The organism is Mesorhizobium sp. J8, from assembly GCF_016591715.1.
GTDB lineage: Bacteria > Pseudomonadota > Alphaproteobacteria > Rhizobiales > Rhizobiaceae > Mesorhizobium.
Genome location: NZ_AP024109.1, coordinates 266,833 through 281,247, shown reverse-complemented (window position 1 = coordinate 281,247; position 14,415 = coordinate 266,833). Strand labels below are relative to the sequence as shown.

The following is a 14,415-nucleotide window of genomic DNA, read 5'->3' as shown; positions in this document are numbered from 1 at the left end:
AGCACGGGCAGCATAACAAAACGGCTTGATGAAAGCCGGAGGAAACGACCAATGACGAAGACCGTTCGCCTGACGATGGCGCAGGCTGTGACCCGCTTCCTTAGCCGGCAGAGGACCGTGATCGACGGCAGGACGGTGCCGATCTTCGGCGGCGTCTGGGCGATCTTCGGCCACGGCAATGTTGCCGGCATCGGCGAGGCGCTCTACCAGGTGCGCGACGAGCTGCCGACCTTCCGCGCGCATAACGAGCAGGCGATGGCGCATGCCGCGATTGCCTACGGCAAGGCGAACTTCCGCCGCCGCTTCATGGCGGCGACCTCTTCGATCGGCCCCGGCGCGCTGAACATGGTGACGGCGGCGGCGCTCGCGCATGTGAACCGGTTGCCCGTCCTGTTTTTGCCCGGCGATGTGTTCGCCAACCGCCTGCCCGATCCCGTGCTGCAGCAGGCCGAGGATTTCTCCGACGGCACGGCGAGCGTCAACGACTGCTTCCGCCCCGTATCGCGCTATTTCGACCGCATCACGCGGCCGGAGCAGATCATCCCGGCGCTGAACCGCGCCATGCAGGTGCTGACCGATCCGGCCGAATGCGGCCCGGTCACGCTTTCGCTCTGCCAGGACGTGCAGGCCGAGGCTTATGATTATCCGGAAAGCCTGTTTGCCGAGCGCGTCTGGACGCCGCGCCGGCTGCGCCCGGACCGCAATGAGCTGGCGGCCGCCGTCGCGGCGCTGAAGGGCGCCAAGAAGCCGCTGGTGATCGCCGGCGGCGGTGTCCTCTATTCGCAGGCCTCGGACGAACTGGCCAAGCTGGTGCAGGGCGCCGGCATTCCGGTCTGCGAAACGCAGGGCGGCAAATCCTCGCTGCCCGACGATCATCCGCTCAACATGGCCGCCGTCGGCGTCACCGGCACGTTGGCCGCCAACCGGCTGGCCGAGGAAGCCGATGTCGTGCTCGCCGTCGGCACCAGGCTGCAGGATTTCACGACTGGTTCCTGGGCGCTGTTCAAGAATGCCGGCCGCACCATCATAGGGCTGAACACGCAGGTCTTCGATGCGGGCAAGCACTGGGCGCTGCCGCTGGTGGCCGACGCGGCCGAAGGACTTTCCGAGCTGGCCGCCGCGCTCAAGGGCTGGAAGGCCCCTAGCGCCTGGACCGACAATGCGCTGAAGGGCAAGACGGAGTGGCAGGCCGCCGCCGCCAAGGTGACGGCCTCGACCAACGCCGCCTATCCTTCCGATGCGCAGGTGATCGGCGCCGTGCAGCGCGCCATGGGTTCGGGCGTCACGCTGCTGCATGCCGCGGGCGGACTGCCCGGCGAATTGCACAAGCTGTGGCAGGCCGGCGCGCCGGGCTCCTACCATGCCGAATACGGCTTCTCGACCATGGGCTACGAGATCGCCGGCGGCCTCGGCGTGAAGATGGCGAAGCCCGATCAGGAGGTCGTCGTCATGGTCGGCGACGGCTCCTATCTGATGCTCAATTCCGAGATCGCCACCTCGGTGATGCTTGGCCTCAAGCTCACCATCGTGCTCCTCGACAATCGCGGCTTTGGCTGCATCAACCGGCTGCAGATGGCGACCGGCGGCGCCAACTTCAACAACCTGCTCAAGGACGCGCGCCACGAGGTGCTGCCGGACGTCGACTTCGCGGCGCATGCGGCAAGCATGGGCGCCGTGGCCGAGAAGGTGGCGTCGATCGCTGAGCTGGAAACGGCGCTGGCCAAGGCGAAGAAGAATGACAGGACGACTGTGCTGGTCATCGACACCGATCCGCTGGTTTCGACCGAGGCCGGCGGCCATTGGTGGGATGTCGCCGTGCCGGAAGTCTCGGCGCGGCCCCAGGTGAACGCCGCGCGCAAGAAATATGAGGAAGCCGTGGGCAGCCGTCAGGGCTGAACTGCGTCCGCCTGCAACGATTGAAGCTGGAGTGACGACTTGAAAGCCAAACTGGGCATGTCCCCCATCGCATGGTGGAACGACGATCTCGTGGAACTGAGCGATGACGTGTCGCTGGAGGAGTGCTTGCGGCAATCGCGCTCGGCCGGCTTCACCGGCATGGAGATGGGCCGCCGCTTCCCCAACGACCCGAAGGTGATGCTGCCGATCCTGAAAGAGGCCGATGTGACGCTTTGCGGCGGCTGGTTCTCCGGCACGCTGGTCGATGAGGATCTGGCCAGGAACAAGGACCGCATCCAGCCGATGATCGATCTGTTCAAGGCGGTCGACGCGCCCTGCATCGTCTACGGCGAGGTGGGCCGCTCGATCCAGGGCGACCGCTCGAAGCCTCTGGCCACCAAGCCGAAGCTTTCCGACGACGAGATGAAGGCCTATGGCCGCCGCGTCACCGAGTTCGGCGAATGGTGCGCGGAGCAGGGCATGCCGCTTTCCTACCACCACCACATGGCCGCCGTGGTCGAGACCGAACCGGAGCTCGACGCCTTCATGCGCAACTCCGGCGAAGGCATTCCGCTGCTGCTCGACGCCGGCCATCTCGCCTTTGCCGGCGGCGACGTGCCGCGCGCCATCGACAACCATCACAAGCGTATCAACCACGTCCATGTGAAGGACGTGCGCATGGGCGTGATCGAGAGGCTCGACCGCTCGAAACAATCCTTCCTCGACGCGGTGGCGCTCGGCGCCTTCACCGTGCCGGGCGACGGCTCGCTCGATTTCGGCGCCATCGTCCAGCGTTTCGCCGATCACGGCTATGAGGGCTGGTTCGTGGTCGAAGCCGAGCAGGATCCGAAGAAGAACCCGCCCCTCAAAATGGCGCAGGTCGGCCACAAGGAGCTGATGCGGGTGATGACGGCCGCCGGCTACACGGTGGAGACGCAAGGGTTCCCGGCGTAAACGGTGGATTCGCCCGGGCGCGCGGTTTATCCGTTGCGCCTTGGGCAAATCCTGGATTGGCGCGATGAAAGACTATGAGCATCCCTTCTTCCGGCCACTGTGGCGGCGCATCGCCGTCGTCGCCGTCTGCCTGATCTGGTCGCTGATCGAGTTCGCCTCCGGCACACCGTTCTGGGGCGTCATCGCGCTGGGCTTCGCCGGCTATGCGGTGTGGCAGTTTTTCTATCTCTACAAGCCGGTGGAGGAGGCAAAGCCTCCGGCCGAGCCGAAGGAATAATCCAAGGAGCTCCGTATGTCGAAACTCATCGTCAAGGCCGACAAGGGACACGGCCATGTCGCTCACGTCACGCCGCAAAGCGCCGGCTGGACTTACGTTGGTTTCGATCTCCACCGTTTGCGGCCGGGCGAGACGGCGTCCGGCAAGACCGGCGAGCGCGAGGTCTGCCTGGTCTTCGTCACCGGCAAGGGCAAGGCGTCGGCCGGCGGCAAGGATCTCGGCCTGCTCGGCGAGCGCATGTCGCCCTTCGAGGGCAAGCCCTGGTCGGTCTATGTGCCGCAAGGCACCGACTGGTCGGTGACGGCGGACACCGAGCTGGAGCTCGCGGTCTGCTCGGCGCCTGGCCTCGGCGGCGGCCTGCCGGTGCGCGTCATCGGACCTGACGATCTCGGCCAGGAGGTGCGCGGCAAGGGCACCAACACGCGCTACGTCACCAACATCCTGCCCGAGGGCAAGCCGGCGGATTCGCTGCTGGTGGTCGAGGTCATCACGCCCGGCGGCCATACGTCGAGCTATCCGCCGCACAAGCACGACCAGGACAATCTGCCGGCCGAATCCTATCTCGAGGAGACCTATTACCACCGCCTCAACCCGCCGCAGGGCTTTGCCTTCCAGCGCGTCTACACGGATGCCGACCGCAACGGCGTGCGCGAATTGGACGAAGCAATGGCGATCGAGGACGGCGATGTCGTGCTGGTGCCGAAGGGCTATCATCCTTGCGCGGCCTGCCACGGCTACGACCTCTATTACCTCAACGTCATGGCCGGACCGAAGCGGACGTGGAAGTTCCACAACGCGGCCGAGCATGAGTGGCTGATGAAGACCTGATCAGGATCTGTTGATATTCAGGTGATGCCGGCCTGCAAATGGCGGTTTCCTGCGCTTCCGGTGCTCACGTACTCCAAGTACGCTCCGCTCCGGTTCTCGGAAGCCACCATTTTCGACTCGGCCTGACCTGAATCTCAACACACCCTGGCAGCTCGGCAAAGCCGTTGGTCCAGCCCGGGGAAAATCGTCGGCTAAGGACCACCGGGGGTTGCTTGCCTTCGAAAACCCATGAAAGCTTCGTCAATCCGTCATGGAAATCACCTATGGCAGCGGGTCTGATGCATGTCGCCGCAAGCGCTCCGGCGTTTTTGGGCCCACGACTTGCCAAGACAATGACTTGAAGCGCGTCGCATGATCCTTTGGGCGCGGCGCGCTTGACGAGGAACGCCGATGCGCTACGCCATCTACTACACCCCGGGACAGGACGAGAAGCTGGCGCGCATTGCCGCCAACTGGCTGGGCCGCGACCCGTTCGGCGCGGCGACGCGGCCGGTCGAGGCTGTCGGCGATCTATCCGCCGCGGAAGTCGCCTTCCACACCGCCTCCGCCAGGCGCTACGGGTTCCATGCCACGCTGAAGGCGCCGTTCCGGCTCGCGCCGAACGAGACGGAAGCCTCGCTGCGCGCGGCGCTTGACGTCTTTGCCGAGGCGACGCCGCCGGTCGTCATCCCGCGTCTGGTCGTCGGGCAGATCGACGGCTTCTTCGCGCTGGTGCCGGAAACGCAATTCGCGCCGCTCAACGAATTCGCCGGCGAGGTGGTGCGCGCCTTCGATAATTTCCGCGCGCCGCTCACGGAGGCGGAGATCGAGCGCCGCAACCCCGATGCGCTGAAGCCGGACGAGTTCCGCAACCTCTGCCAATGGGGCTATCCTTACGTCTTCGACACGTTCCGCTTCCACATGACGCTGTCAGGGCGCGTCGGACCGGAGGAAAGCCCACGTCTTCGCGCGGCGATCGACGGGCTGTTCGCCGACGTGCTGCGGCAGCCGGTGCCGGTCGATGCGCTGACATTGTTCGTCGAAAGCGAGCCCGGCGCCCCGTTCATGGTGCTTTCCCACCATGCGCTTGGCCGTGGCCCGGCCCGCAAGACAGCCTAGGGCGGATCAGCGGAACGCTGAACCGCCCTATCTTTAGTTTTTACGCAATTCCGGACGGAAACCGCAAAGCACTTTTCCTGGAATTGCTCTGATTTGATTGCCGACCGTTCGAGATAGGACCACCTGAGATGACCGCCGAAACCGTTCTCACCAATGCCCGCATCGTGCTGCCCGACGAGATTGTCGAGGGTTCGCTTCTGCTGCGCGACGGCCTGATCGCCGCCATCGAGCCGGGGGCCGCCCGGGCCGGCGAGGACATGGGCGGCGATTACATCATCCCGGGCCTTGTCGAGCTGCACACCGACCACCTCGAAGGCCACTACGCGCCGCGTCCGAAGGTGCGCTGGAACCCGATCGCCGCGGTGCTTGCGCATGACGCCCAGGTCGCGACCGCCGGCATCACCACCGTGCTCGACGCCTTGCGCGTCGGCATGGACGAGGACGCCGACCTGAAGTCCGACGACGTCCGCAAGCTGGCCGACGCGATCGAGGACAGCGTGCGCCAGGATCGGCTGAGAGCCGACCATTTCATCCACCTGCGTTGCGAGGTTTCGGCGCCGGACTGCCTCGAGGCTTTCGCCAATTTCGAGACTGACGACAGGGTGAAGCTCGCCTCGCTGATGGACCATGCGCCCGGACAGCGCCAGTTCGTAAACCTCGAGACCTATGCCTATTACTATCAGCGCAAGCTGAAGCTGACGGACCGCGACTTCCAGAAATTCTGCGAGAAGCGGATGGCGGAATCGGCCCGCAATTCCGGACCGAACCGGGTCTTCATCTCGGCCGCCTGCCATGAGCGCGGCATCGTGCTGGCCAGCCACGACGACGCGACCGCCGGCCATGTCGACGAAGCGGTCGAGCAGGGCGTGCGCGTCGCCGAGTTCCCGACGACGGAAGAGGCCGCCAAGGCCTCCAAGGCAGCGGGTCTCGGCGTGCTGATGGGCGCGCCGAACGTGATGCGCGGCGCCTCGCATTCCGGCAACGTCTCGGCGCGCACGCTTGCCGCCGACGGCCTGCTCGACATCCTGTCGTCCGACTACATCCCCTTCAGCCTGATACAGTCGGCCTTCTTCCTCGGCGACGTCGTCGAGGGGATCACGCTGCCGCAGGCGGTCGCCATGGTGTCGAAGAACCCGGCCGAGGCGGTCGGCCTTGCCGACCGCGGCGTCATCGAGCCCGGCCGCCGCGCCGACCTGGTGCGCGTGCGCGTCGACGACCATGTGCCGGTCGTGCGCACCGTGTGGCGTCAGGGCCGCCGGGTCGCATGATGGTCTCGGCCCTCATCGAGCGCGAGCTGGCCGAGAGCCTGCCGATCCGCAACGGCGTCTTCGTCGCGGTGGTCGGCCCGAGCGGCGCCGGCAAAGATACGGTGATCGGCTATGCCAAGCAGCGCTTTGCCGGCGAGACGCGGCTGGAATTCGTGCGCCGCGTGATCACCAGGCCGAGCGATTCGGCAAGCGAGGATCACGACACGCTGGCGGACGCCGCCTTTGCCGAAGCGGAAGCGGACGGCGCCTTCTCGCTGTGTTGGGACGCGCACGGCCTGCGCTACGGCCTGCCGGCCGATGTCGACTGGGCCGTGGCCAATGGCCATGTGGCGGTCGCCAACGTGTCGCGCGCGGTGATCCCGGCGCTGCGCGAACGCTACGCCAACCTGGCCGTGGTCGAGATCACCGCCACGCCGGAGATCCTGGCCGAACGGCTGGCCGCGCGCGGCCGCGAATCGCGCGGCGAGGTGCTTGCCCGCCTGGCGCGCAGCGCCAATGTCAAGCTGACAGGACCTGACGTGACCTCGATCGACAACAGCGGCGACAGGCAAATCGCCGGCGAACGCTTCGCCGAGGTGCTGCGCAAGGCGATGGCGTTCTCCGATCTGTCGGACATGATCTAATATCTTCCCCTTCTCCCCTTGTGGGGAGAAGGTGGATCGGCGCGCAGCGCCGAGACGGATGAGGGGTGTTGGAGGATCGCTGCGATGCCGAAATGAGCGCTGTACGCATCCTATTCTTCAGCGCCTCGTTTCTTCCAGCACCCTCATCCGGCCGCTTCGCGGCCACCTTCTCCCACAGGGGGAGAAGGGAGGCGCTTCACTTATTGAAGTTGGCGATGAACTGCTTGAACTGCGGCGTCGGCGGCCTGGCGAACATCTCCTTCGGCTCGCCGGCCGAATCCACCTCGCCCTTGTGCAGGAACATCACCTTGCTCGACACGTCCCGGGCGAAGCCCATCTCGTGGGTGACGACCAGCATGGTGCGCCCTTCCTCGGCGAGCGAGCGCATGACGCGCAGGACCTCGCCGACCAGTTCAGGATCGAGCGCCGATGTCGGCTCGTCGAACAGCATCACCTTGGGGTTCATCGCAAGCGCCCGGGCGATCGCGGCACGCTGCTGCTGGCCGCCCGACATATGCGGCGGATAGTAGTTGCGCCGCTCCCATATGCCGACGCGCTTCAGCAAGGCCTCGGCCTGCTCCAGGCACTCGGCGCGCGGCCGCTTCAAAACATGCGTCGGCGCGGCAACGAGGTTTTCCAGCACCGTCATGTGCGACCAGAGATTGAAGCTCTGGAACACCATGGCGAGGTTGGCGCGGATCCGCTCCACCTGGCGGATATCGGCCGGCGCCTGATGACCATCGCGGCTTTGCTTCATCTTGATGAGCTCGCCGTCGACCCGCACCTCGCCGGAATCCGGGGTCTCCAGGAGATTGATGCAGCGCAGCATCGTGCTCTTGCCGGAGCCCGAGGAGCCAAGGATGGAAATCACGTCGCCCTTATGGGCTTCCAGCGAAATGCCCTTGAGCACCTCGTGATCGCCGAAGCACTTGCGCAGGTTCTTGACGCTGATCGCGGGCGTCTCGCCGGAGGACGGTGCCGCTTGCGCGGCAGCAGCGACATTTGCCGACATCACAACACCTCCGGTACGGGTTTGACGAGTTGGCTCTGCTCGGGCGGCGGCCGCAACTGCGGCGAAAGCCGGTATTCGACCCAGGCGAACAGCCGGGCAATCGACAGGTTGAGCAGCAGGTAGATCACGCCGGCGCAGGTCAGCACCTCGATCGGCCGGAACGTGTCGTGCTGGATCTTCTGCGCCGTTCCCATCATCTCCATGATGGTGACCACGGAAGCGAGTGCAGTGGCCTTGGTCATCAGGATGATCTCGGTCGAATAGGCCGGCAGAGCGAGCCGCAGCGCGATCGGCAGCGTGACGAGGCGGAAGCGGGTGAAGGCCGACATGCCGAACGCCTTGGCCGCCTCTATCTGCCCGACAGGCACCGCCCGCAGCGCGCCGCGGAAAATCTCGCTTTCATAGGCGGCCGTGTTCAAGGCCATGGCGACGATCGTGCAATACATCGGATCGCGCAAGATCGGCCACAGGATCGGGCTGTGGCGGACGAAATCGAACTGGGAGAGCCCGAAATAGATCAGATAGAGCTGCACCAGGAGCGGCGAGCCGCGGAAGACGAAGACATAGGCGCGGGTGAAATATTCACCCAATTTGTAGCCGGAAGCCCGCAGCCAGGTCAGGCCGGTGGCGATGACGAGCCCGAAGGCGATGCCGAAGAACCAGATCTCGAGCGTCAGCGGCAGCGCCTTGAGCACGCTCCACATTGTGGAAAGATAGAAGTCGAAATCCACCGCCACCTCACTTCGGCCGCGTGAAACTGCGCGAGGTGTAACGCTCGGCCTTTTCGAAGATCGGCGTCGAGACCGAGGTCATCACCAGGTAAAGGATGCCTGCGACCGTGTAGAAAAGCAGCGAATGGTGCGTGGAACGCGCCGCCTTGTTCGCGGTGAGCATCAGCTCGGCGACGCCGGTGACCGATATCAGCGCCGAATCCTTGATGGTCAATTGCCAGACATTGCCCAGCCCCGGCACCGCGAGGCGCAGCACCTGCGGCATGATCACCAGGCGAAAGCGCAGCCAGGCCGACATGCCGTAGGCGCGGGCCGCTTCCAACTCGCCGCGGTGGATTGCCAGGAACGACCCGCGAAAAACCTCGGCCTGATAGGCGCCGGAAATGATGCCGACCGCAAGCACGCCGCCGAGGAAGCTCGGCATGTTCAAGATGTCGGTCGAGCCGATCGATCCAGTGGACCGCGCCACGCCAGTCAGAACCTGTGTGCCGCCATAGTAGAAGAGATAGATGATCAAAAGTTCCGGCTCGCCGCGGAAGATGGTGGTGTAGCTCTCGCCGATAAATCGCAATCCGCCGCGATGCGAAAGCTTGGCAGCCGCCACCAGCGACCCAAGCACGGCGCCAATCAGCATCGAGACGACGGTGACGGCGAGCGTCCAGGCGATGCCCCAGAGCAGCTGCACGCCCCAGCCGGCGGCCAACAGCTCATAGGCCGTCGCCACCTGGTCCTTGAGATCGTTGAGAAACTCCACTTACGGCTCCTGCGGGCGCCGAGATAGGTATCGACGGTTGCCTGCCTTTGATGCATGTCGTTGTCCCAAAACCGCTACGCACTTTCGGACGACATGCACTCAATGCAAAACGGGAGCAGCCTTGGCTGCTCCCGTTGCGACATTACTTGGTAATGTCGATCTTGAACCATTGCATGGAGTATTTCGACACCGAGCCGTCGTCGAGCGCGGCCTTGAGCGCCTTGTTGTAGATGTCCTGCAGGTCCTTGTCGGTCTTGCGGAAGGCCGCCCCGATGCCCGGTCCGAGGATCGGACCACCCTTGAATTGCGGGCCGACGAATTCAAGGTCCTTGGCATCGGGCTTGGCCAGCGTGCCGAGGAAATAGGTGGTGTCGGCGAAGGCCACATCGATGCGGCCCGCCATCAGGTCGAGGTCGTGCTCGTCGGTGGTCTTGTATTCATGGACGTTGGCGACGTCCTTGAGATATTTGTCGGCGAAGGTCGCCTCGGTGGTCGATACCTGCAGGCCGACATTCTTGCCGGTGAGCTCCTTGCGTAGCGTGTCGAGCGCTGCCTTGGATTCAGCGTCGTCCTTCGACAGGTCGATCATCTTGCCGCTGTTGGACATATTGGCCAGCGGGCCGTTCTTGTCGGCCAGGAAAGCCACCGGCGAAGAGGCATAGGGGATCGAGAAGTCGATCGTCTTCATGCGTTCCTCGGTGATCGACATGCCGTCCATGACGATGTCGAACTTGCCTGCGGTGAGGCCGGGAATGACGCCGTCCCAATCCTGCGCGACGATCTTGCATTCGAGCTTGGCGCGGGCGCAGACGTCGTTGAGGATGTCGACCTCGAAGCCGACGATCTTGCCGCTGGCATCCGTCTGGTTCCAGGGCGCGTAGGAGCCCTCCATGGCGACGGTGACGGTTTTCCAGTCCTTGGCCAGCGCCGGAGTCGAGCAAGTCAACGCCAGCGCCGCGAGCGCGATCCAACGTGATGATGTCACAACAGTGTCTCCCGTATTTTGTTCTTGGAACCCTCTGATACCAATTGCTTAGCCCAGCCCCCATTCTGCGACAAGGGCAGTTTTCCGCTTCACGCGTTGTTGCAATCCGCCCGCGAATCCCGGCCTGCCCGCCGGCTTCACCGCGAGCATCGATCCAACAGGGACCGTGAGCCTAAAGCGCGCCGCGCCGAAACGGATTCAGGCGACGCGCTTTAGGTCTTTTGTTTTGATGCATGTCGTTGCCCCAGAACCGCTGCACACTTCTGGGCGACATGCATTAGAGCGAGGCTATTCCGCCGGCGCGCCCGCAACGTTCTGGCGCGTCGCTTCGATCATGCGGCGCCGGGCGCGGAAGACACCCCATTGCTGGTCGACCAGCACGCCGATCAGGATCACGCCACCCATCACCGCGAAGTTGAGCGATGAGGGGATGCCGAGCAGGTTGACGAGGTTCTGCAGCTCCTGCAGCAGCACGGTGCCGAGGACGACGCCGACCAGCGAGCCCTCGCCGCCACGCAGCGAGAAGCCGCCGAGCACCGCTGCCGCAATGGCATAGAGCTCGTAGAACTGGCCATGGCTCGCCGGCGAGATCGAGCGCGTGTACATGGCGAAATAGATCGCCGACAGCGCCGTCAGCACGCCGCAGATGACATAGGCCGCGATAATGATCCGGCCGGTGCGGATGCCGGAGTATTTCGCCGCCTCCTCGTTCTTGCCGATGGCGTAGAGATAGCGGCCGAACACCGAGCGGTGCAGCACCACCCACATGACGATGGCGATGACGATCAGCGCGATGAAGGAGTTCGGCAAGCCGTAGGAGCGGCCCGCGGTCAGGAATTCGAGCGTCGGGAAATTCTGCCCGAAGGCGAAGCCCGCTGTGCCGTCGGCGGTATAGAAACGCGCCACGCCGCGATAGATCAGGAGGCCGCACAGCGTCACCACGAAGGGCTGCAATTTCAGCCGCGTGATCAGCCAGCCATGCACGAAGCCGATGACGGCGCCGAGCGCGATGATCACCACGAAGGCCAGCGGCCAGTCCAGCTCGCGCACCGCGATGAAGTCGATGAACAGCGTGCCGAGCAGGGCGATCAGCGAACCGACCGACAATTCGATGCCGCCGGTGATGATGACGAAGGCCTGGCCGATCGACAGGATGCCGAACAGGGCGACGAGGTTGGAGGTGTTGGCAAGGTTGATCGCCGACAGGAACCGCGGATTGATGGCCGTCACCACCGCGCCGACCACCAGGATCAGGATCAGCAGGCCGAGATCTTTCTTGCTCATTCAACTCCTCCCGCCGCTTGCAGCGACCTCGGCTTCTTGCCGACCGCCAGCAAGAGCACGTTCTCCTGGCTGAAATCGTCTTTGTCGAGGATGCCGGAGATCTGCCCCTCATGCATGACCGCGATGCGGTCCGACACGCCGATCACCTCCTCCATGTCGCTGGAGATCATCAGCACGGCGACGCCGGCATCGGCCAGCGCCCGCATCAGTCCGTAGATCTCGGCCTTGGCGCCGATGTCGATGCCGCGCGTCGGCTCGTCCAGGATCATCACCTTCGGATTCATCGCCAGCCATTTGGCCAGCACCACTTTCTGCTGGTTGCCGCCCGACAGCGTGCCGGTGCGGGTCAAGACCGACGGCGCCTTGATGCCGAGGTTCTTCTTCTGCTTTTCGGCGGTCGCGAGCTCGGCGCCGGTCGAGACCAGCGAACGCCTGGCATGCGCCGGCAGGTTGGGCAGCGTAATGTTCTGCGCGATCGAGAGATCGAGCAATATGCCGGTGAGCTTGCGGTCCTCCGGCACCAGGAAGATGCCGTTCGCCACCGCGTCGGCGGCCGAGCCGACGTTGAACGGCTTGCCGTCGAGCGTGACGCTGCCGGCCAAACGCTCGTCGATGCCGAACAGCACGCGCGCCAACTCGGTGCGGCCGGAGCCGACAAGGCCGGCGAGGCCGAGAATCTCCGCGCGCCTCAGTTCGAGGCTGACTGGCCTGTCCGGGTAGGTGCTGGTGCGGATAGCGTCGGCCGACAGAGCCACGCTGCCCGGCGCGCGCGTGGCTTCGCCCGCCTTCTCGCGCTCCTTCAGCATGCGGCCGATCATCAGCTTGACCATCTCGTCGTGGTTGATCCGGTCCTTCGCCAGCGTGCCGGCCAGCGTGCCGTCGCGCAGCACCACGACACGGTCGGCGACGCGCTCGATCTCATGCAGCCGGTGCGAGATGAAGATGACGCTGATGCCTTGCGCCTTCAGCCCCTTGATGACGTCGAGCAGCTTTTCGGTTTCGGCGATCGGCAGGCTGGAGGTCGGCTCATCGAGGATGACAAGGCGGGCCTTGATCGACAGCGCCTTGGCGATCTCGACCATCTGCTGCTGGGCGAGCGACAGCGATGCCACAGGCGCATCGGCCGAGAAATTGGCGCCGACGCGCTTTAGCAGCGGCGCCACCATCTCGCGCAGCTTGGCACGGTCGACCAGCTTCAGCAGACCGGCGCGCAGCGGCTCGCGGCCGAAGAAGATGTTGGCGGCGACGTCGAGGTTTTCGAAGAGGTTCAATTCCTGATGCACGAAGGCTATGCCGGAGCCGATGCTCTGCTCGACGGTCAGCCCATCATGCGCCGCGCCATCCACGGTGATGGTGCCGCTGTCCGGCCGCGTCACGCCGCCGAGGATCTTCATCAGTGTCGATTTGCCGGCGCCGTTTTCACCGACAAGGCCGATGACCTCTCCAGGCCGGACCTCCATGGAGAACCGGTCCAGGGCGACAACGCCCGGATAGGTCTTGCGCACGGCCTCCAGGCTCAGGAACGGAGCGGTGTCCGGGGGAGTGGTATCGGTAGAGGTCATCGCGCCTAAGTTTACCGCACGGGCAACAGCCGGTGGCCACAGACTGACGGGCCTTGGCGGGTCCGTCAATACGAACGCCGGCTCAAGGCAAGCCCTTGAGCCGGCGCAACTGTGCCGGGCTTACTTGCCCGCCATCGCCTTGAGGTTGGCGGCGTAGGCGTCGACGTCATCCTTGCCGATGATCTTGGTCGGGATGATGATCAGGTTGTTGGCCGGGATGCCCGACTTGTCGCCCTTGAGATAGGCGGCCATCAGCTTCATGCCCTGATAGGCCCATTCGAACGGCTGCTGCACCACGGTGGCGGCGACGGTGCCTTCCTTGACGCCGCCCAGCGTGATCGGATCGTCGTCGAAGCCGACGACGGTGATCTGGCCGAGCTTGCCGGCGTCGCGCAGCGCTTCATAGATGCGCGGCGTGTTGTAGGAGTAGAAGCCGACCATGCAGTTGATGTCGGGGCTGGCGACCAGCGCGTCCTCGACATTCTTCTTGGCGCGCGCCTGGTCGATATCGTCGCCGCGGACGTCAACCAGCTCGATCTTGCTGCCGGCGAGCCCGTCCTTCATGCCCTGGATGCGCTCCTTGGCGTTGTCGGCGCCGAGCAGGCCGACGAAGCCCAGGCACTTGCCGCCGTTGGGCATCGCCTTCTTGGCGATCTCGGCCGCCTGCTTGCCGGCATCGACGTTGGACGAGCCGATATAGGCGACGCGCTTGGTTTGCGGCGCATCGGAGTCGGTGGTGAACAGCGCGGTTTCCGAGGCGATCTTGTTCAGCCCGTCGGTCGAGGTCTTGGGATCGACGGCCGAGACCATGATGCCCTTGACGCCCGCCGTCACCAGATCGTCCATCAGACGCTGCTGGATGGCGACCGAGGACTGCTCCGGATACTTCAGCTCGAGATTGTAGTCGGGCAATTCGGCCTGCGCCTTCTTCACACCGGCTTCCGCCGCCTTCCAGAAGTCTGACGCGCCGTTGACGACGAAGGCCAGCGTCGGCTTGTCGTCGGCGCGGGTAACCGCCGTGGCCGCGAGCCCGATGAGCAGGGCCGCCGCGGCGACAGATGCATTGCGGATCATGGATTTCATAGTTCAACCTCCCTTGTAGAACTTGCCTTGTAGAACTCGTCGCCGATGTCTCGGCCGCGG

14 protein-coding genes are annotated in these 14,415 nt (G+C 64.7%); 7 read left to right on the top strand and 7 right to left on the bottom strand.

The genetic code is table 11. The features are described 5' to 3' along the window. Positions 1-51 precede the first annotated feature (51 nt). The 7 genes from iolD to phnN all read left to right on the top strand — a co-directional run bounded on the left by iolD (position 52) and on the right by phnN (position 6,944). Positions 52-1,896, top strand: a complete 1,845-nt coding sequence (iolD, locus tag MJ8_RS01425; RefSeq protein ID WP_201412752.1) for a 3D-(3,5/4)-trihydroxycyclohexane-1,2-dione acylhydrolase (decyclizing) — start codon at positions 52-54, stop codon at positions 1,894-1,896. Between the two features lie 39 nt (positions 1,897-1,935). Beyond that, positions 1,936-2,850: a myo-inosose-2 dehydratase gene (gene iolE, locus MJ8_RS01420; protein WP_201412751.1), complete on the top strand. Its 915-nt coding sequence runs from the start codon at positions 1,936-1,938 to the stop codon at positions 2,848-2,850. Positions 2,851-2,914: 64 nt separating this feature from the next. After that, on the top strand, positions 2,915-3,127 hold the full coding sequence (locus MJ8_RS01415; RefSeq protein WP_201412750.1) for a DUF3329 domain-containing protein: 213 nt from the start codon (positions 2,915-2,917) through the stop codon (positions 3,125-3,127). A 15-nt stretch (positions 3,128-3,142) separates the two neighbouring features. Beyond that, complete coding sequence (gene iolB / locus MJ8_RS01410; RefSeq protein WP_201412749.1) at positions 3,143-3,955, top strand: 5-deoxy-glucuronate isomerase; 813 nt, start codon at positions 3,143-3,145, stop codon at positions 3,953-3,955. A gap of 390 nt (positions 3,956-4,345) precedes the next feature. Then, positions 4,346-5,053, top strand: coding sequence for a DUF1045 domain-containing protein (locus MJ8_RS01405; protein ID WP_201412748.1), 708 nt, complete (start codon positions 4,346-4,348; stop codon positions 5,051-5,053). 128 nt (positions 5,054-5,181) lie between these two features. Then, positions 5,182-6,321 carry an alpha-D-ribose 1-methylphosphonate 5-triphosphate diphosphatase gene (locus MJ8_RS01400; protein ID WP_201412747.1) on the top strand — a complete coding sequence of 380 codons (1,140 nt, stop codon included), beginning with the start codon at positions 5,182-5,184 and terminating at the stop codon, positions 6,319-6,321. Then, a complete protein-coding gene (gene phnN, locus MJ8_RS01395) occupies positions 6,318-6,944 on the top strand; it encodes a phosphonate metabolism protein/1,5-bisphosphokinase (PRPP-forming) PhnN (protein ID WP_201412746.1) in 627 nt (208 codons plus the stop codon). Before MJ8_RS01400 ends, phnN begins: the two co-directional genes overlap by 4 nt. 196 nt (positions 6,945-7,140) lie before the next feature. Here phnN and MJ8_RS01390 read toward each other — a convergent pair whose 3' ends face one another. The 7 genes from MJ8_RS01390 to MJ8_RS01360 form a co-directional block, all read right to left on the bottom strand. Beyond that, entirely contained in the window at positions 7,141-7,956 is an 816-nt protein-coding gene (locus MJ8_RS01390) for an ABC transporter ATP-binding protein (RefSeq protein WP_201412745.1), read from the bottom strand. Then, positions 7,956-8,687: an ABC transporter permease gene (locus tag MJ8_RS01385; RefSeq protein WP_318528199.1), complete on the bottom strand. Its 732-nt coding sequence runs from the start codon at positions 8,685-8,687 to the stop codon at positions 7,956-7,958. Before MJ8_RS01385 ends, MJ8_RS01390 begins: the two co-directional genes overlap by 1 nt. A 7-nt stretch (positions 8,688-8,694) precedes the next feature. Continuing rightward, on the bottom strand, positions 8,695-9,441 hold the full coding sequence (locus tag MJ8_RS01380; RefSeq protein WP_225248101.1) for an ABC transporter permease: 747 nt from the start codon (positions 9,439-9,441) through the stop codon (positions 8,695-8,697). Positions 9,442-9,583: 142 nt separating this feature from the next. Beyond that, positions 9,584-10,426, bottom strand: coding sequence for a transporter substrate-binding domain-containing protein (locus tag MJ8_RS01375; protein WP_201412744.1), 843 nt, complete (start codon positions 10,424-10,426; stop codon positions 9,584-9,586). 288 nt (positions 10,427-10,714) lie between these two features. Continuing rightward, positions 10,715-11,710, bottom strand: a complete 996-nt coding sequence (locus tag MJ8_RS01370) for an ABC transporter permease (protein WP_201412743.1) — start codon at positions 11,708-11,710, stop codon at positions 10,715-10,717. Beyond that, entirely contained in the window at positions 11,707-13,272 is a 1,566-nt protein-coding gene (locus MJ8_RS01365; protein WP_201412742.1) for a sugar ABC transporter ATP-binding protein, read from the bottom strand. Before MJ8_RS01365 ends, MJ8_RS01370 begins: the two co-directional genes overlap by 4 nt. 120 nt (positions 13,273-13,392) lie before the next feature. Then, a complete protein-coding gene (locus MJ8_RS01360; protein WP_201412741.1) occupies positions 13,393-14,355 on the bottom strand; it encodes a sugar-binding protein in 963 nt (320 codons plus the stop codon). Positions 14,356-14,415 lie beyond the last annotated feature (60 nt).

Excerpts from the sequence above, each read along its gene's own strand:
- iolD (WP_201412752.1), top strand. The coding sequence starts at position 52 with ATGACGAAGACCGTTCGCCTGACGATGGCGCAGGCTGTGACCCGCTTC.
- MJ8_RS01415 (WP_201412750.1), top strand. The coding sequence starts at position 2,915 with ATGAAAGACTATGAGCATCCCTTCTTCCGGCCACTGTGGCGGCGCATC.
- iolB (WP_201412749.1), top strand. The coding sequence starts at position 3,143 with ATGTCGAAACTCATCGTCAAGGCCGACAAGGGACACGGCCATGTCGCT.
- MJ8_RS01405 (WP_201412748.1), top strand. The coding sequence starts at position 4,346 with ATGCGCTACGCCATCTACTACACCCCGGGACAGGACGAGAAGCTGGCG.
- MJ8_RS01400 (WP_201412747.1), top strand. The coding sequence starts at position 5,182 with ATGACCGCCGAAACCGTTCTCACCAATGCCCGCATCGTGCTGCCCGAC.
- phnN (WP_201412746.1), top strand. The coding sequence starts at position 6,318 with ATGATGGTCTCGGCCCTCATCGAGCGCGAGCTGGCCGAGAGCCTGCCG.
- MJ8_RS01390 (WP_201412745.1), bottom strand. The coding sequence starts at position 7,956 with ATGTCGGCAAATGTCGCTGCTGCCGCGCAAGCGGCACCGTCCTCCGGC.
- MJ8_RS01370 (WP_201412743.1), bottom strand. The coding sequence starts at position 11,710 with ATGAGCAAGAAAGATCTCGGCCTGCTGATCCTGATCCTGGTGGTCGGC.
- MJ8_RS01365 (WP_201412742.1), bottom strand. The coding sequence starts at position 13,272 with ATGACCTCTACCGATACCACTCCCCCGGACACCGCTCCGTTCCTGAGC.
- MJ8_RS01360 (WP_201412741.1), bottom strand. The coding sequence starts at position 14,355 with ATGAAATCCATGATCCGCAATGCATCTGTCGCCGCGGCGGCCCTGCTC.